Genomic DNA, 17,358 nt, shown 5'->3' with positions numbered 1-17,358 from the left:
GAAGCTCTTGTCAACGTCGCATCGCCAACACGCAGCGGACAGTGGCAGGAGCTAGACGCGCCGCATCCGGCCAGACGGATATCGAAACGATGGCGCCGCGACGCTCAGCCGCGCTCGACAGCCAACTTGGCACCCATGTCGGAGTCGGCATAAAGCAGGGCAATTTCGCGGAAGCTCTCCGTAATCTGCAAAAACGCCTTCACCATCTCCGGATCGAAGTGCCGGCCGCTGCCATCCCGTATGATCTCCACCGCCTTTTCATGCGAAAACGACGGTTTGTACACCCGCCGGGAAATCAAGGCGTCGTACACGTCGGCCACCGCCATCAACCTGGCGGACAAGGGAATGGCTTCGCCGGCCAAACCTTGCGGATAGCCGCTGCCATCCCACTTTTCCTGATGGCAATACGCGATTTCCCGCGCCAACCGCAGAAAACTGCTGGGCGCGTCCAGCATGCGCTCCGCGGTGGCGATGGTGTCCCGCCCCAGCACCGTATGCGTCTTCATCACTTCGAATTCCTCAGGCGTCAACGGCCCCGGCTTCAGCAGAATGTCGTCGGGAATGCCCACTTTGCCGATATCGTGCAGCGGAGCCGACTTGTACAGCAACTGCACCGTTTCGTCGTCCAGCAGCGGCCGATAGCGCGGATGATTGCGCAACTCCAGCGCCAGCGCGCGGACATAGTTCTGGGTGCGGCGCAGATGGTTGCCGGTTTCGTGGTCGCGCGTCTCCGCCAGCGAGGCCAGCGCCATGATGGTGACATCCTGTATCACCTGCACTTCCCGTGTCCGCCTCTCCACCTCTTCTTGCAGGAAAGCGGCCTTGTCCTCCAGAAAATCAGCCACCGCCTTGGCCCGCAAGTGAGTGCCCACCCGGGCCAGCATGATGGGGGGCGACACCGGCTTGATGATGTAGTCCGCGGCGCCGGCGTCGAAACCGGCCTGCTCATCCTCGTGCTCGCTCATCGCGGTCAGGAAAATCACCGGGATCGACTCGGTGCGGGAATCCGCCTTGAGCCGGCGGCAAACCTCCAACCCTCCCAATCCCGGCATCATCACGTCCAGCAGCACCAGATCGGGCAACACATCGCCCTCGACGATCTGCAACGCGCGCTCGCCGCTGTTCGCGATCAGTGTCCGATAGTGCGGCTTCAGCAAACCATACATCTGCGTCAGGCTCTCGGGGCTGTCGTCTACCAGCAACACCGTCTGTCGCTCGGGCAGGTTCGCTTCGCTCATCTCGAGTCCTCCGGCAGCTTCTTGCCATACGCCCGCGCCAGCTCACGCAAGGCGCCCAACGCGGATACGAAATCAAAACCGTTCAAGGCTTGTTCGAATGGCCCGCAAGCGCCTTCCGGGAAGCAGCCCCGGATGCGGGGAGCGTGTTCGAGAAAATATCCCAGCGCGTCGCCATCCCCGACCGCCAGCAACGCCGCCAGCCGCTCAAGCAACGCATCGTCGGCTTTGGCGCCCGCCTCGGGACGCCCGAGCTCCGCCAGGCCGGCGCGCAAGGCCGCCACCACCTGTCCCAGCTCGATTTCCAGCTCCACCAACAGGCTCCGCCACTCCTCGCGCGCTCGGATCGCCATCTCCAGCCGCATCGCCGCGCCTTGCAGATCGACGAAGCCTATGCTGCCCGCCGCCCCTTTCAGCGTGTGCGCGATGCGCTCGGCAGTCTGAAAGTCGCCCTCATCCAGGGCCACGCCGGCTCGGGCGGCCGCGCCGGTCTCCTCCTCGACAAACTGCCTGAGCAGGTGCAGATAAAGCTGGCGGTTGCCGGCCACCCGGCGCAAGCCGGCCGACTGGTCCAGCCCGTCGATCTGCGGCAGCGGCGTGTTGTCGACAGCCGCCCCGCCCCGAACCTGCGGCTCACTGGTTTTCCCCACCCAGCGCGACAGCGTGGAAAACAGGATATGCGGATCTATGGGCTTGGCGACATGGTCGACCATGCCCGCCATCAGGCAGCGCTCCCGCTCTTCCACCAGCGCATCGGCCGTCATCGCGATGATGGGCAGATCGATGAATCCGGGCAGCGCCCGGATGCGGCTGGTGGCTTCGATCCCGTCCATCACCGGCATCTGCACGTCCATCAGCACCGCGTCGAAAGCCTTGGGGCCGTAAGCGAGCAGCTTGTCCAGCGCCGCCTGCCCGTTTCCCACCACCGTGATTGTGGCGCCCGTCCCCTCCAGCAGCTCGATCGCGATCTGCTGGTTGATGTGGTTGTCCTCCACCAGAAGCAGGTGGGCGCCGTCGAAACGGGGAAGCTGGTCAACCTCGTCGAACAGCGGCAACCCGCCGCTGCGGCCAAAACCGAACACCTCCAACAGCACATCGAACAATTGCGACAGATTGACCGGCTTGACCATGAAGGCGTCGCAGCCCGCCGCGCGCGCCTTCAGCCGAATATCGTCGCGCCCAAAGGCCGTCACCATCACGATGCGCATCTTGCGGCTGATCTGCCGCATCCGGCGCACCGTCTCCACGCCGTCCATTTCCTGCATCATCCAGTCGACGAAGACAACATCGAACGGCTTTTGCAGGCAATCCTGCCTCACCCGCGACAGTCCCTCGTTGCCGTTCAGGCATCCCTGAACTTCGAAGCCCAGCTGTTTCAGCTGCGCGCACAGCACGTCGACGGCGGACTGGTTGTCGTCCACCACCAATACCCGCAATCCGCGGATCTCCTTGGGCAGGGATTGCCTGCGCGAATCCGTTTCCGCCGAAACGCTCAGCCAGCAACTGAAAATGAAGGAGCTGCCCCAGCCAGGGGCGGACTCCACCAGCATGGCGCCGCCCATCAGCTCCACCAGGCGCTTCGCGATGGTCAGGCCCAGGCCGGTGCCGCCGAACCGGCGGGTCGTCGAGCCGTCGGCCTGGCTGAAAGCCTGGAACAGCCGGCTCTGCTGCTCTTCGTTCATGCCTATGCCGGTATCGTGGACGCAGAATTTCAACTGCACTTTGTCGCCGATCCTCTCGGTCAGGCCGATGATGATGGACACCTGTCCCGTCTCGGTGAACTTGATCGCGTTGCCGGTCAGATTGGTCAGCACCTGTCCCAGGCGCAGCGCGTCGCCCAGCAAGCCCTGCGGCACGTCGCTGGCGGTTTCGAACAGCAGCTCCAGTCCCTTGTCCTCCGCCTTCTGCGCCACCAGCGCCGACACGCCGTCCAGCACGTCGTCCAGCCAGAACGGCTGTGACTCCAGCTCCAGCCTGCCGGCTTCCACCTTGGAAAAATCGAGTATGTCGTTGATGATGCCCAGCAGCGACGTGCCGGCGTTGTGGATCTTGCCGATGTAATTGCGCTGCTGATCGTCCAGGTCGGTCCGCAGCGCCAGGTAGGACATGCCGATGACCGCGTTCATCGGCGTGCGGATTTCGTGGCTCATATTGGCCAGGAACAATGATTTGGCCCGGGTGGCTTGCTCGGCGGCCTGCTTGGCCTCGCGCAGCTGCGCCGAGTTGTCGACCAGCCGCGCATACAGCAGACCGTACTCCAGCAACAGCGCCATCAACACGAAACTGGCCGCCATCAATCCGTAAATGCGGCCGGCGTAGAAGCCAAGATCGAAACGGCCGGCGTTGAACACCACGGACAGCGCGATGTCGAGTATCCAGCTGACCATCACCACGATCAGCCACAGGTCCAGCATGCTGCGCGGCCGGCGCAGCGACACCGCGACCAGAGCCAGCATGCACAAGCCCCAAACACAGGTGATCACGCCCCACATCAGCGGCGAATAGCGGCTGCCCTGCATGATCACCGGCAGAAAATCATGGCCCTGGGTGGCGAGCGCGCCCAGCAAGACCACCAACAGGAACGCCAGGGAAGCCGGCAACGCGATGGCGCGGCCGGTTCCAGCCCGCACGTCGCCGCTCAGGGTGCAGTAGAGAATCACCAGCAGGGGAAAGCCGCTGTGCCAGAACATATACAGCCAGGCCGTGGTCTGCGGCCCCGAGCCGAACAAGCCATGCTCCGCGAACAGTCCGGGAAAACTCAGCGCATGCAGCATCGCCATCAGCGCGGTGAACAGGTAGGCCGTCGCCAGTATTTGCAGGGAGCGCAGCCGCAGAATGGCCAACTGGCCGAACAACAGCACCGCGGTGATCAGGTCATTGACGGCCAGTGCGGACTGATACAGAGGAATGAACGCCCATACCTTGTGCAATTGGGTTTTGGCGAACGGCAGGATGGCGAGAAAAACCAGCGTCGAGACCACGATGACGCCGATGGCCAGCCGCGACTGCCCGCGCGTAGGGGGCAGCGAGGACAGGAATTCGAGTCCATGGTCGGTCGTCGAATCTGATGGCTGCATAAACAACGTTCTCCGCGCTGCGGTTCCGGTGTCTGCCCGTCCGCGCATGCTCTATGGCGGACGCGCCGGATTCCGCACCCGGCATCTGAGGTATAGCACAGCCATGGCGGCGACATACTGCCGCGCGCCGGATTCAGACCATCAATGTCGGCCGGGCCTCAGGCCAGCCAGCCGCGCTCGCGGGCCTGCCCCAAGCGGCTTTCCAGATAATCCCACAAGGCGGGACAGCCCTGGCGAACCGGAGGGCCGATGCGGTCGACCACCTGCTGATGGCGGATCCCGTTCTCGCGCCAGCTCTGCCCGTTGTTGGCCAGGTTCAGCAACACCGGCATCGCGCGGTCAGCCGCGTGGGCGAAACGGGCTTCGGCGGTTTCGGCGGCTTCGAACTCGTTCCACAGCGCGAGGAGGCGCTGCCCCTGCTCGGTCGGCAGCATGCCGAAGATGCGGGTGACGCAAGCCAGTTCCTGCGCCTTGCGCTCTTCCCAGCCGCCTTCGGCGTAGACGATGGTGTCGCCGGTCTCGATTTCGCCGATATCGTGCACCAGCAGCATCGCCACCACGCGGTCCATGTCCACCGCCTCTACCGCGTATGGCGCCAGCGAGGACGCCAGCAGCGCGATCTGCCAGCTGTGCTCGGCGGAGTTTTCATAGCGGTCGCTGTTCAATACGCGCGTCTTGCGCGTCACTTGCTTGAGCTTGTCGATTTCCAGCACGAAATCTACGATGTTCTGCATATTGTTTTCTTTCCATCGATACAAAAAAAGCAGACCAAGGTCTGCTTGTTCCGGCGCTTACCAGCACCTCTGAATCATCTGCGCCAGCTGCACCAGCCGGCCGTGGAAGAAGTGGCCCGCGCCGGGAAACACCAGCACCGGCAGGTTCTGCGGCCGCGCCCACTCCATCACCGCGGACAGCGGAATCACCTCGTCCTCTTCGCCGTGGATCACCAGCGTGTCGGCCGGCACCGCCGGCGTCGGGATCGGATACTTGCCGACCGCCACGCCCATCAGCAGCAGCTTGTCCGCCTCGATGCGGTCGCGCGCGCGCGCGGCGACGAAACCGCCGAAGGAGAAGCCGGCCAAGGCCAGCGGCAGCCCGGGATGTTGCGACTTCGCGTATTCGACCACGGCGATCGCGTCGTCCACCTCGCCATTGCCGTAATCGTGCTCGCCCTCGCTGTCGCCCACGCCGCGCAGGTTCGGGCAGTAACAGGCGTAGCCCAGCTGCGACAAGGCCTTGGCCGCGGTCTGCACCACCTTGTTGGTGTGGGTGCCGCCCTGCAGCGGATTGGGGTGGCAGATCACGGCGACGCCGGTCGCTTCGCCCTGGGCCGGCACGAGGATGGTGTCGAGCGCGCCCACCGGGCCGGCGACGCTGATCTTGTTCATGGCCTTCAGCATCAGATCTTCAGCCTTTCCACCACGCGGCCATGCTCCATATGCTCGCTGACGATTTCATCGATATCGTTCTTGTCCACGAAGGTGTACCAGGTCTCCTGCGGATAAACCACCATCACCGGGCCGTCGTCGCAGCGGCCCAGACAGCCTGCCTTGTTGACGCGGATCTTGCCCTCGCCGGCCAGCCCCAGCGCCTTGACCTTGTCCTTCATATAGCCCAGCAGTTCGCTGGAGCCGAAGTTGTTGCAGCAGCTTTCGCCGGCGGCGCGCTGGTTGCAGCAGATGAATACATGCTTGTCGAAAAAGCTCATGACTGTGTCCCGTTATCCGCTTAGCCGTCGTTGTCCGCCCAGCCGGCCGCGCCGACGGTGGCCGCGTTGTCGAACTTGGCGTAATGGCCGATGAAGGCCAGCCGCACCGCGCCGGTCGGGCCGTTACGGTGTTTGCCGATGATCGCCTCGGCCAGGCCCTTGTCCGGCGAATCCGGATTGTAGTACTCGTCGCGGTACATGAAGATGATCAAGTCGGCATCCTGCTCGATGGCGCCCGATTCCCGCAGGTCGGACATCATCGGCCTCTTGTTCGGCCGCTGCTCCACCGCCCGCGACAGCTGCGACAGCGCGATCACCGGCACCTGCAGCTCCTTGGCCAGGCCCTTCAGGCCCCGCGAGATTTCGCCAAGCTCGGCGGTACGGTTGTCGCCGCGGCCGGAGCCGCTCATCAACTGCAGGTAGTCGATCACGATCAGGCCCAGCTTGCCGCCGTGCTGGCGGGCCAGCCGGCGCGCGCGGGCGCGCACTTCCAGCGCGGTCAGCGCCGCGGTCTCATCGATGTACATCGGCGCGTCGGACAGTTTGCCGATCGCGTAGGTCAGTTTCTGCCAGTCGTCGTCGCCCAGCTTGCCGGTGCGCAGCACATGCTGATCCAGCCGGCCGACCGAGCCCAGCATACGCATCACCAACTGCGAGCCGCCCATTTCCATCGAAAACACCGCCACCGGCAGGTGGGTTTCCACCGCCACGTGCTCGGCGATGTTCATCGAGAAGGCGGTCTTGCCCATGGACGGGCGGCCGGCGACGATGATCAGGTCGCCCGGCTGCAGGCCTGAGGTTTTGGCGTCCAGATCGAAGAAGCCGGTGGGCACGCCGGTCACTTCGTCCGGATTGTCCCGGCTGTACAGCATGTCGATCCGTTCCACTACCTCTTTCAGCAGGCCCGGCATTTCCAGGAAGCCCTGCTTGGACTTGGCGGTGGATTCGGCGATCTGGAACACGCGGCCCTCGGCCTCGTCCAGCAGTTGCGCCGCGTCGCGGCCCATTGGCGCGTAAGCGGCCTCGGCGATTTCGGTGCCGACTTGCGCCAGCTGGCGCATGACGGAGCGCTCGCGGACGATCTCGGCGTAGCGGCGGATGTTGGCCGCCGATGGCGTGTTCTGCGCCAGCGTCGCCAAGTAGGCCAGACCGCCGATCTCGACCAACTGAGCATTCTTGTCCAGCGCCTCGGACACCGTCACCACGTCGGCCGGACGCCCCATTTCCACCAGTTTGGCGATGTGCTTGTAGATCAGACGGTGGTCGTGGCGGTAGAAGTCGGCCTCGGACACCACGTCGGCGATCTTGTCCCAGGCGCTGTTGTCCAGCAGCAAGCCGCCCAGCACCGACTGTTCGGCCTCCACCGAATGCGGCGGCGTGCGGATGGACGCCATCTCGCTGTCAAAATTATCGTACTGTTCTGTCATGTAGACCCGGAGGAAGGCGCGCGGCAAGCGGCGCGCGTAAGGCAAAACGCAATTCTAACCCGAAACAAACCGGGCCCGCTCAGCAGTTCATCCCGGCGACGTAGCCGGACGACCATGCCCACTGGAAGTTATAGCCGCCCAGCCAGCCGGTGACGTCCACAACTTCGCCGATGAAGAACAGGCCGGGCACGTCGTTCGCCATCAGGGCCTTGGACGACAAGGCCTTGGTCGACACGCCGCCCAGCGTCACCTCGGCCTTCTTGTAGCCCTGGGTGCCGTTGGGCTTCACGCACCAGCGGTGCAGCTGCTCGGCCAATTGGCGCCGCTGCTTGGGCCCCAAGTCCTTGGCGCGCTTGTTCAGGCCTACCCGGTCCAGCCAAGCGTCGGCGAAGCGGCGCGACCAGCCCAGTTCGGCCAAGGCATTGGCGATCAGCTGCTCGCTGTCGCCCTTCTCCTCCAGCCAGCGCTCGGCGTCGCCGTCCGGCATCAGGTCCAGCAGCAGCTCCATGCCGGGCTGCCAGTACGACGACACCTGCAGGATGGCCGGGCCGGACACGCCCTTGTGGGTGAACAACACGTTCTCGCGGAAACGCCCCTTGCCCGCCCTGGCCTCCACATCCACCGACACGCCGGCCAGCGGCGTGAAGATCTCGGCATCCTCGACATGGAAAGTCAGCGGCACCAGCGCCGGCGACAGCGGCGTCACCTCCAGGCCGAACTGTTCAGCCAGCTGGTAACCGAACGGCGTCGCGCCGATCTGGGGAATCGACAAGCCGCCCGAGGCGACGACCAGCGACTGCGATTGAAAGCGCCCGCGGCTGGTTTCAACGACGAAGCCGCCCTCCCCGGTTCGGGAGACGCCCTGTATCGCGGTCTCCATCCGGCGGTCCGCGCCGCCCTTGCGGCACTCCTCGTCCAGCATGGCGATGATGCGCTCGCTGCCATCGTCGCAGAACAGCTGGCCCAGCTTTTTCTCGTGGTAGCCGATGCCGTGGCGCTCCACCATGTCGATGAAGTCCTGCGGCGTGTATTGAGCCAGCGCGGAACGGCAGAAATTGGGGTTGGCCGACAGATAGCAGTCGAACCGGGCATTGACGTTGGTGAAGTTGCAGCGCCCGCCGCCAGAGATGCGGATTTTCTCCGCCAGCTTGGCCGCGTGGTCCAGCAAAAGCACGCTGCGGCCGCGCTGGCCGGCCGTCGCCGCGCACATCAGGCCGGCCGCGCCGGCCCCGATGACAATCACATCAAATTGCAAAAACTTATCCTTATCATTTTAGTCAACTATTGGCCACGCAGAACATATTCCAGTAAACTGCGATCAAAGCCACCGCTTATGCGGATTACTCTACTCAACAAGGAGAGCATAATGGAACACAAACTGCCTGAACTGCCGTACGCGCTGGATGCCCTGGCTCCGCACATCTCCAAGGAAACCCTGGAATTCCACTACGGCAAGCATCATCAGACCTACATCACCAACCTGAACAATCTGATCAAGGGCACCGAGTTCGAAAACGCCTCCCTGGAAGAGATCGTCAAGAAATCCTCCGGCGGCATCTTCAACAACGCCGCTCAGGTGTGGAACCACACTTTCTACTGGTTCGGCTTCGCCCCGAACGCCTCCGGCGCGGAACGCAAGCCGTCCGGCGCGCTGGCTGACGCCATCAACGCCAAGTGGGGCTCCTACGACGAGTTCAAGAAGGCCTTCACCCAGACCGCCATCGGCACCTTCGGTTCCGGCTGGGCCTGGCTGGTGAAGAACAGCGACGGCAGCCTGGACCTGGTATCCACCAGCAACGCCGCCACCCCGCTGACCACCGACAAGAAGCCGCTGCTGACCTGTGATGTGTGGGAGCACGCGTATTATATCGACTACCGCAACAGCCGCCCGAACTATCTGGAGCACTTCTGGACCCTGGTGAACTGGGACTTCGTGGCCAAGAACTTCGCCTGATTTCCGCTGCTGTCGATCCAAAGGGGCCTTTCGGGCCCCTTTTTCATGCCCGCCGCCAAAGCGGTCTGTCAACGGCGCTAAATATGGCCGTTGTCCCGCATCCACTGCACGAACTGGTCGAACGGCAGCGGATGGCTATGGTAATAGCCCTGAGCCACGTCGCAACCCAGCGCCGCCAATTGTTGCCAATCTTCTTCCGTCTCCACGCCTTCCGCCACCGACAGCAACTGCAGCTTCTGGCACATCGCCACCGCGGAGGTCAGGATGGCGAGCTTCTTGGGGCTGCTGCCCGCGTCGTGGACGAATTCCCGATCTATCTTCAACTCGGTGAACGGGCTGCGAGATAATTGTTTCATGGATGAATAGCCAGTGCCGTAATCGTCCATCGCCAGACCGAAGCCATTCAGACGCAGCCTGGCCAGCGTGCCGAGCGAGGCGGCCAGATTGGACATCAACGACGTTTCCGTCACTTCCAGCGCGACGCTGTCGCTGGGCTGGCCGCAGGATCGGACAATGGAAGTCATCTCGTCCACCAGGTTGGCGTCGTTGAGCAAGGGCACCGGCAGGTTGATGGACGCATGCAAGCCGGGATGCAAAGCCAGAAACTGCCTTATATCGACGCAAACATCGCGCAAGAACTGGTAGAAGAAACGGATGGCCAGCTCGCCCTCCTCCAGATGATGGACAAACGCCGCCGGCGGCAACACCCCGTACTGCGGATGATTCCAGCGCACCAATGCTTCCATGCCGAACAGGGAACAATCCTTGATGGATACCTTGGGCTGGTAATACGGCACCAGTTGGCGCTGCTTCAGGGCGTCGGCGACATCCTGCTCGCTGATGTCGAGCTTGCTCATCGCGTCGCTCGCACCCGGCCATTCGGGGTTGTAGCCGTCCAGCACCCGGATCAGTTCGTCTTGTCTGAGCGGCTTGGGAAATACCGCCAGCAGATTCAGCTCGGACGCATCCACCACGCCCTGCACCGTGTCCAGCACATCCCGCGGCACGCCGCTCATCACGGCGACGAAACGCACCTTGCCCTTCAGCTTGCCGGCGATGCTCTCCAGCAGCTTGACGCCGTCCATATAGGGCATGTTGAGATCGGTCACCACCAGGTCCACCCGGTCCAGCGCCGCCAGCTTGGTCATCGCATCCAGGCCATTCTCGGCCTCGTGGACCACGCAGAATCCCATGTCTTTCAGAAGGCCAGCCGCCAGCAGCCTTTGCGTGACGGAGTCTTCCACCACCATTACCGACAGGCTCTTCCACTTGTCCAGATATCCCATGATCAGCCCCTGATGCCCGCCAACATGTGGGTGATGCGCTCCAGCGACATCACCTCATCCACGCCGCCGTGGTTGATTGCCTCGGCCGGCATGCCGAACACCACGCAGGACTCCTCGTCCTGGGCTATGGTGCGTGCCCCCGCGTCATGCATCTCGCGCATGCCGCGCGCGCCGTCGTCTCCCATTCCCGTCATGATCACGCCCACCGCGTTGCCCCCGGCGCAGACCGCCACCGAGCGGAACAGCACATCCACCGACGGCCGGTGGCGCGACACCAGCGGCCCATCCTTCACCTCCGCCACGTATTGCGCGCCGTTGCGCTTGACCAGCAAATGCTTGCCGCCCGGCGCGATCAGCGCCACGCCGGCAATCAGCCGATCGCCGTTCTTCGCCTCCCTCACCTCCACCCGGCACAACCCATCCAGCCGCTGGGCGAACGAGGCGGTGAATTTCTCCGGCATGTGCTGCACCACGGCCACGCCGGGACAAGTGGCCGGCAGCCGCGGCAGCAGGTATTCCAGCGCCTGGGTGCCGCCGGTGGACGTGCCTATCGCGATGATCTTCTCCGTCGTGCGGTACTTCTCCAGCCCGGACGGCGCCTCCAGCACCACATCGGCAGTCAGCTTGGGCGCCGGCGAGGCTGCCGGCGCTACCGAAGTCTGCGAAATGCGCTTCACCACCCCCATCTTCGCCCGCGCCGCGTCGCGCACCTCCTGCACCAGTTCCTTGGCCGCTTCCAACAGAAAGGCGCGCTGATTGAGCGCCGGCTTGGTGATCACCGCCACCGCGCCGGCCGACAGCGCGTCCAGCGTGATGCGCGCGCCCTTCTCGGTCAGCGACGAGCAGATGATCACCGGCGTCGGACGCTCGTCCATGATCTTGCGCAGAAAGGTCAAACCGTCCATCCGCGGCATCTCGATGTCCAGCACGATCACATCGGGCCAGCGCAGTTTCATCCGGTTCATCGCGAACAGCGGGTCGGGCGCGGCGCCCAGCACCTCGATGTCCGGGGCCGATGACAGCATTTGGGACAATACCTCGCGCACCACGGCGGAATCATCGACGATCAGCACAGAGACGCTCATTTTGCACCTCCACTCTTGAGGCGGGCAGCTTCGAAACGGTAGCGCGACGGCACCTCCTGAACCAGCGGCAGGTCCAGCTTGTGCAGCGATTCGGAATGGCCGATCAGCAGATGTCCGCCGTCGCGCATGCGGGTGCACACCCGGGCCAGCACATCGCGCTTGGTGCCTTCATTGAAGTAAATCAGCACATTGCGCAAAAAAACAATATCAAAATCCGTCTGCTGGAACTTGTCGCAATGCAGCAGATTCAACTTGGAGAACTCCACCCTGCGCGCCAGCTCCGGCGACACCTTCACCATGCCCTCGTACTCGTCGTGCCCGCGCAGAAAGTACTTTTGCCACAGTCTGGGCGGCGTGTGCCTTACCCTGTCCAGCGGATAGACTCCGCGCGTGGCGGCGGCCAGCACCTTGGTGTTTATGTCGGTGGCGCAGACTTTCCAGTTGCCGGCCAAGCCCAGGGTTTCCGCCATCACCATCGCGATGGTGTAAGGCTCTTCGCCGGTGGAGCTGGCCGCGGACCAGACTTTCACCGCGCCGGCCCGCTGATCCCGCAACGCCTGCGCCTGCTGTTCCAGCCAATGGAAATGCTGGGGCTCGCGGAAAAAGTAGGTTTCGTTGGTTGACAGCAGGTTCACCGCCCGCTGCCGCTCCGCCTGGCCCCGCGGATCGCTCAACAGTTTCCAGTACGCCGAATAGCTGTCCAGGCCCAGATGGCGCAGCCGCTTGGACAAGCGGGACTGCACCAGCGAACGCTTGCTGGCCGGCAGGTCTATGCCGGCCTCGCTGAGGATGAATTGCTTGAAACGGGCGAATTCCGCATCGTTCAGCACGGGATCAGCGGTGTGCATGCGGACTCTCCGGCATCAGGCCACCTCGGCGTCGTCGCTGAAATGCTGCAGGGAAACGGTCTCCGCCATCGCGCTCAATTCCGATACCGACAAGGCCTGCTGCACATTGAGGAGGATGGCGAAACGCTCGTTGATGGTGGCGATGCCCTGGATGAAATCGCCGCGGATGCTGACCCCGAAAGTAGGCGAAGGATCGATGTCGCTATCCGGTATCTCCAGCACTTCGCACACCGCGTCCAGCAGGATGCCCACATCGTTGTAGCCGCCCTCCAGCCCCGGCAGGGACAGGATGGCCACGCAGGAGGACGGCTTCAGCTCGGTCAGCCCCCTGCCGAAACGGATCGACAGGTCGATCACCGGCACCACCGACCCGCGCAGATTGATGATGCCGCGCACGAAACTGGGCATCATCGGCACATGGGTGATGCCGTCAAGCTCGATGATCTCGCGGATGAAATTGATCTGGATGCCGAACAGGTCCTCGCCCAGGATGAAGGTCACGCAGTGGAACTTGCCGCCCTGCGCCGCGCCTGCCGGATCGGAACGCTCGCTCATGCCCGTGCTCCTCAGTATTTGGAAAACTTGCCGTCGTCCACTTCTTCATCGAAGTCTTCGTCGAAGGCGCGGTTGGACGACGCAGGCGCAGCCTTGTGGCTGCTTCCACCATGTCCGCCGGAATGCATCATCACGCTCTTGCGCGCATTGCGGCTGCTGCGCAGCTTGAACTGCTGCATCAGGTCCTGCAGCTGCATCGCGGCGGAGCTGAGCTCTTCCGAGGTGGAGCTCAGCTCTTCCGCCGACGAGGCCGATGACTGCATGCCGGTGCTGATCTGCGATACCGCGGTGTTGATCTGGTCGATGCCGGTGCGCTGCTCCCGCGAGGCGGCGGAAATCTCCTGCACCAGGGAGGCGGTCTGGTCTATGCCGGGCAGCATTTCCTGCAGCAATACGCCGGAGCGTTCCGCGACTGTGACCGAACGCCCCGCCAGGTCGCCGATTTCCTTGGCCGCCACCTGGGAGCGCTCCGCCAGCTTGCGCACTTCCACCGCCACGGTGGCGAAGCCCTTGCCGTGCTCGCCGGCCCGCGCCGCCTCGATCGCGGCGTTGATCGCCAGCAGGTCGGTCTTGTTGGCGATATCGTTGATCGCGGTGATCCGCGACGCGATCTCCTTCATCGCGTGCACCATGTCGCCCACCGCCTTGCCGCTCTCGGTGGCGCTGTCCGCCGACTTGGACGCGATGCCCTCGGTGACCCGGGCGTTGTCGGCGTTCTGGGTGACGGTGGAAGCCATTTCCTCCACCGAGGCGCTGGTTTCCTCGACGCTGGAAGCCAGCTCCGACGCCGTCTGCGCCAGCGAGCTGGCGGTGGACGCCACCTCTTCCGACGCCGCGCCGATGGACTCCGACATCGAGCTCACCTCGGCCAGCGTGTCGGACAAGCGGTGCGCCATGCCCTTGATCGAATACAGCAGGCTGCTGTCGTCATTGGGGCGCAGCTTGATCGGCACCGCCAAATCGCCGTCCGCCACGCGCGCCACCACCTGCATCGCGTAGGACGGGTCGCCGCCCAACTGCCGCAAAATGCTGCGGATGATGGCCAGCGCCAGCAGCACCGTGACCACCAGCGCCGCCACGCCTATGCCCACCATCAGGCTACGGGAATTGGCGGCAGTGTCGGCGTCCTCCTTGCCTTGCTTCTGCATCTGCTCCGCCTGCAGCCTATTCATTTCTTCGAGGGATGCGATCAAGGCATTGTTGGCGGGAGCGAAATCTTTCAGTAGATAAGTGACCGCTTGTTGGTGATCCTTGGCCATCAAGGCATACAGTTCGGTGTACTTCCCGCCCAGATTATCCCGAGCGGCTACCACTTTCTCCAATAGGGCGCGCCCCTGCTGCGATTCCACCAGCTTGTCCAGTTTAGCCAGCTGTTCCTTATTGTCCTCCCGCAGCTTTTCGACCTGCGCCCGCATTTTCTGTACAGTGGCCGGATCGGTTTCCAGCAGCATATTCCGGACAAAGCGGCCATTATTCAGCGTATTGACCATGATATCGCTGGCCAACGCCACTTTGACGAAGCGCTCGGAGACGATCTGATTAATGCTCTCGTTCATCGCCGCCATGCTGCGCAAGCCCACCAGCAGGATGGAAGCCATCAGCACCAGGATGAGTCCATAGCCTATGGCCAGCTTGACGTGCACTTTCATATTGTGGAACCAGTTCATCTCTGTCTCCTGAAACCATCAGAACAATCACAAGCTACTGTTGAGATTACGGTTTTTCCGCCACCAGCGCCTCAGCGCTCTGCCGAATCAGCCTTCGCTCCCGCCGGCAGGCATGGTGTATCAGCTGCGGAATATCCAGCACCAGCGCGGGCTTTCCGTTGCCGAGAATGGTGGAGCCGCTGATGCCGCGCAGCGACTTGAAGATCTCGCCCAGCGGCTTGATCACCGCCTGGACCTCGCCCATCAGCTTGTCCACCACGATGCCGGCCCGGTATTCGCCGTAGTGGACGATCACGATGTACTCGGGATGATCGGACGGCGGCAGGCCGAACAGCTCGCGCAGGGACACGAAGGGCAGCCAGTCGCCGCGCAGATTGATCTGGCGGGCATGGTGGCTCATCGCCCCATCCGGCATGTCCACGCACTCGATCATCATGTCCAGCGGCATCACCAGCGCCGACTCGTTCACCTCTACCCTGAAGCCGTCGATGATGGCCAGCGTCAGCGGCAGCCGCAGCCGGAAGGTAGAGCCCATGCCGGGCTGGGACTGGATTTCTATTTCGCCGCGCAGCGCCTCGATGTTGCGCTTGACCACGTCCATGCCGACGCCGCGGCCGGACAGGTCGCTGACCGCGTCGGCGGTCGAAAAGCCGGGCAGGAAGATCAGCTGCAGCGTTTCCTGATCGCTCAGCAGCCGGCCCTCGGCAATCAGTCCCCGCTCGATGGCCTTGGCCAGCACTTTCTCGCGGTTGATGCCGCCGCCGTCGTCCTTGACTTCCACCACCACCGAACCGGCGTCGTGATAGGCGTTCAGCGTCACGGTGCCCTGCTCCGGCTTGCCGGCGGCTCGGCGCCTCTCCGCCGACTCGAGCCCGTGGTCCACCGCGTTGCGGACGATGTGCATCAAGGGATCGTTCAGCTTCTCCACCATGGACTTGTCGATCTCGGTGTCGCCGCCCTTGATTTCCAGCTGTATCGCCTTGCCCAGTTGCTTGGACACTTCGCGCACCATCCGCGGGAAGCGGCTGAATATCTCGTCCACCGGCACCATGCGGAGCGTCAGCGCGTCGTCGCGTATGCTTTCCACCAGGGTGTTGATCACGGCCACCGATTCCAGCAACTCGCCGTCGCCGCGGCTCTGGGCGATCAGCTTGGTGCCCGCCGACGCGATCACCAGCTCGCCGACGCGGTTGATCAGCCGATCCAGCTTGCTGGCCTCGATGCGGATATAGCTGTCGCCTCGCCCGCTCTTGGCCGGAGCCGATCCGGCCTGAGGCGCTTCCCGGGGCGCGGCCGCCGGCGCATCCGGCAATCCGGCATCCTCCGCCGGATCCGTCACGTCGCCATTGCGCAGGCGGTCCGCTTCGTCCGCGGTCAGCGCGCCGCGCGCGGTCCAGCGCTGCAGCTGTTCCTCCAGCGGCTCGCCCAGCGCCTCCGCTTCGGCCAGGTAGTCCGCCAGCGGCGCGCGCGGCACCAGAATGCCGATATGGCTGTCTTCGGCGATGAACTCGAAAGTGTCGACGATGCGCTGCCGGCCCTCGTCCGTTTCCAGGGCCAGATCGAAGCCGATGAAGCATTCGGTCACGTCCAGCAGCTGCGGCGGCGGCCAGTTTCGCCAGACGGGGGTCACATCGCGCAAGACGCTGAAGCTGCCCAGATAGCGCAGGAAAGACAGCGGATCGAAGCCGTGGCGGAAGGTGTCCGGGTGAAAGCGCAACGATAGCTGCCAATACGGGCTGCCCGTCTCGACATCGCCCGCGCCCGCCTCCGCCGCTCCGGTAGCGCCGGCGCTCTCGGCCGGCGCCTCATTCGCCCGGCCCTCCTGATAGCGCTTCAAGCCGGCCAGCAAGGGTTCGCCTTCCGGCAGATCGCGCTGCGCCATTTCGTCGCTGACCGCGCTGGCGTCCAGCAGCCGGCGCAGATGGTCATTGCAGGCCAGCAGCAGGGTGATCAGGTCGTCGCTCAGCGAAACCTGGCCGGAGCGCAGCCGCTCCAGCACGTTTTCCATCACATGCGCGAAGCGCACCAGCGCGTCCAGGCCGAAGATGCCGGCTGAGCCCTTGATGGTGTGCGCGGTGCGGAACAGCAGATTGTAGGTTTCCTCCCCCGGCGGATAGGCGACCGGGTCCAGCAACGCCGACTCCAGCCCATCGCACAACTCGCGCGACTCTTCGAAGAAAACTTCCTTGGCCTTGCTAAGATCCATCGCCCGCCTCTCCTTGCCCATTCCCGCCCACCGGCAGGAAGCCCAGCCATGCGCCGACTTCGTCCACCAAGGGGTTGCCGGCCGCGATCGCCACCGTTTTCTCCAGCCTGGCGGCCTCCGCCAGCATGATGCTCAGCAACTGCGCGCCGCAGCCGTCCAACTCCGTGACGCCGGACAGGTCAAGCTCCACCCGCTCGTGATTGAGCAGACCAAGCAACTCATCCTGTATTTCCTCCGCGGTGAAGATGGTCAGCTCGCCGTCCAGCGCCGCCCGCGTCGTTCCGCCATCCTGTTGCAGCAGCAAGGCCAT

General features: G+C 63.8%; 15 protein-coding genes. 1 reads left to right on the top strand and 14 read right to left on the bottom strand.

Annotated features, from left to right (window positions below; translation table 11 throughout):
• Positions 1-104: 104 nt before the first annotated feature.
• The 7 genes from VL52_RS10185 to VL52_RS10155 all read right to left on the bottom strand — a co-directional run bounded on the left by VL52_RS10185 (position 105) and on the right by VL52_RS10155 (position 8,690).
• Entirely contained in the window at positions 105-1,238 is a 1,134-nt protein-coding gene (locus VL52_RS10185) for an HD-GYP domain-containing protein (RefSeq protein WP_046156927.1), read from the bottom strand.
• A complete protein-coding gene (locus VL52_RS10180; protein ID WP_052729245.1) occupies positions 1,235-4,312 on the bottom strand; it encodes a response regulator in 3,078 nt (1,025 codons plus the stop codon). Before VL52_RS10180 ends, VL52_RS10185 begins: the two co-directional genes overlap by 4 nt.
• Positions 4,313-4,470: 158 nt before the next feature.
• The gene (locus VL52_RS10175; RefSeq protein WP_046156926.1) at positions 4,471-5,046 is read right to left on the bottom strand and encodes an HD domain-containing protein; all 576 of its coding nucleotides are present in this window, start codon (positions 5,044-5,046) and stop codon (positions 4,471-4,473) included.
• Positions 5,047-5,103: 57 nt separating this feature from the next.
• The gene (locus VL52_RS10170) at positions 5,104-5,712 is read right to left on the bottom strand and encodes an alpha/beta hydrolase (protein WP_046156925.1); all 609 of its coding nucleotides are present in this window, start codon (positions 5,710-5,712) and stop codon (positions 5,104-5,106) included.
• The gene (locus tag VL52_RS10165) at positions 5,712-6,020 is read right to left on the bottom strand and encodes a (2Fe-2S) ferredoxin domain-containing protein (protein ID WP_021479086.1); all 309 of its coding nucleotides are present in this window, start codon (positions 6,018-6,020) and stop codon (positions 5,712-5,714) included. The genes VL52_RS10170 and VL52_RS10165 overlap by 1 nt, the downstream gene beginning before the upstream one ends.
• Before the next feature lie 20 nt (positions 6,021-6,040).
• Positions 6,041-7,447: a replicative DNA helicase gene (gene dnaB, locus VL52_RS10160; RefSeq protein WP_046156942.1), complete on the bottom strand. Its 1,407-nt coding sequence runs from the start codon at positions 7,445-7,447 to the stop codon at positions 6,041-6,043.
• 79 nt (positions 7,448-7,526) lie between these two features.
• Positions 7,527-8,690, bottom strand: a complete 1,164-nt coding sequence (locus VL52_RS10155) for a BaiN/RdsA family NAD(P)/FAD-dependent oxidoreductase (RefSeq protein WP_235429269.1) — start codon at positions 8,688-8,690, stop codon at positions 7,527-7,529.
• 123 nt (positions 8,691-8,813) lie between these two features.
• Here VL52_RS10155 and VL52_RS10150 point away from each other — a divergent pair, with 123 nt between their 5' ends.
• The gene (locus VL52_RS10150) at positions 8,814-9,401 is read left to right on the top strand and encodes a superoxide dismutase (RefSeq protein WP_021479089.1); all 588 of its coding nucleotides are present in this window, start codon (positions 8,814-8,816) and stop codon (positions 9,399-9,401) included.
• Between the two features lie 77 nt (positions 9,402-9,478).
• Here VL52_RS10150 and VL52_RS10145 read toward each other — a convergent pair whose 3' ends face one another.
• From VL52_RS10145 to VL52_RS10115, 7 genes are read right to left on the bottom strand one after another with little or no spacing between them, the layout of a single operon-like run.
• Positions 9,479-10,687: an EAL domain-containing response regulator gene (locus tag VL52_RS10145; protein ID WP_046156924.1), complete on the bottom strand. Its 1,209-nt coding sequence runs from the start codon at positions 10,685-10,687 to the stop codon at positions 9,479-9,481.
• A gap of 2 nt (positions 10,688-10,689) precedes the next feature.
• On the bottom strand, positions 10,690-11,772 hold the full coding sequence (locus VL52_RS10140) for a protein-glutamate methylesterase/protein-glutamine glutaminase (RefSeq protein ID WP_046156923.1): 1,083 nt from the start codon (positions 11,770-11,772) through the stop codon (positions 10,690-10,692).
• Positions 11,769-12,620 (bottom strand): CheR family methyltransferase, encoded by an 852-nt coding sequence (locus VL52_RS10135; protein ID WP_046156922.1) that lies wholly within the window; start codon positions 12,618-12,620, stop codon positions 11,769-11,771. The genes VL52_RS10140 and VL52_RS10135 overlap by 4 nt, the downstream gene beginning before the upstream one ends.
• Before the next feature lie 15 nt (positions 12,621-12,635).
• Positions 12,636-13,175, bottom strand: coding sequence for a chemotaxis protein CheW (locus tag VL52_RS10130; protein WP_021479093.1), 540 nt, complete (start codon positions 13,173-13,175; stop codon positions 12,636-12,638).
• 11 nt (positions 13,176-13,186) lie between these two features.
• Positions 13,187-14,842, bottom strand: coding sequence for a methyl-accepting chemotaxis protein (locus VL52_RS10125; protein ID WP_046156921.1), 1,656 nt, complete (start codon positions 14,840-14,842; stop codon positions 13,187-13,189).
• 46 nt (positions 14,843-14,888) lie between these two features.
• The gene (locus VL52_RS10120; RefSeq protein ID WP_046156920.1) at positions 14,889-17,048 is read right to left on the bottom strand and encodes a chemotaxis protein CheA; all 2,160 of its coding nucleotides are present in this window, start codon (positions 17,046-17,048) and stop codon (positions 14,889-14,891) included.
• Positions 17,038-17,358, bottom strand: a complete 321-nt coding sequence (locus VL52_RS10115) for an STAS domain-containing protein (protein WP_046156919.1) — start codon at positions 17,356-17,358, stop codon at positions 17,038-17,040. Before VL52_RS10115 ends, VL52_RS10120 begins: the two co-directional genes overlap by 11 nt.

Origin of the sequence: Chromobacterium vaccinii (assembly GCF_000971335.1) — a bacterium.
Lineage (GTDB): Bacteria > Pseudomonadota > Gammaproteobacteria > Burkholderiales > Chromobacteriaceae > Chromobacterium > Chromobacterium vaccinii.
This window is presented reverse-complemented; position numbering and strand designations above follow the sequence as displayed.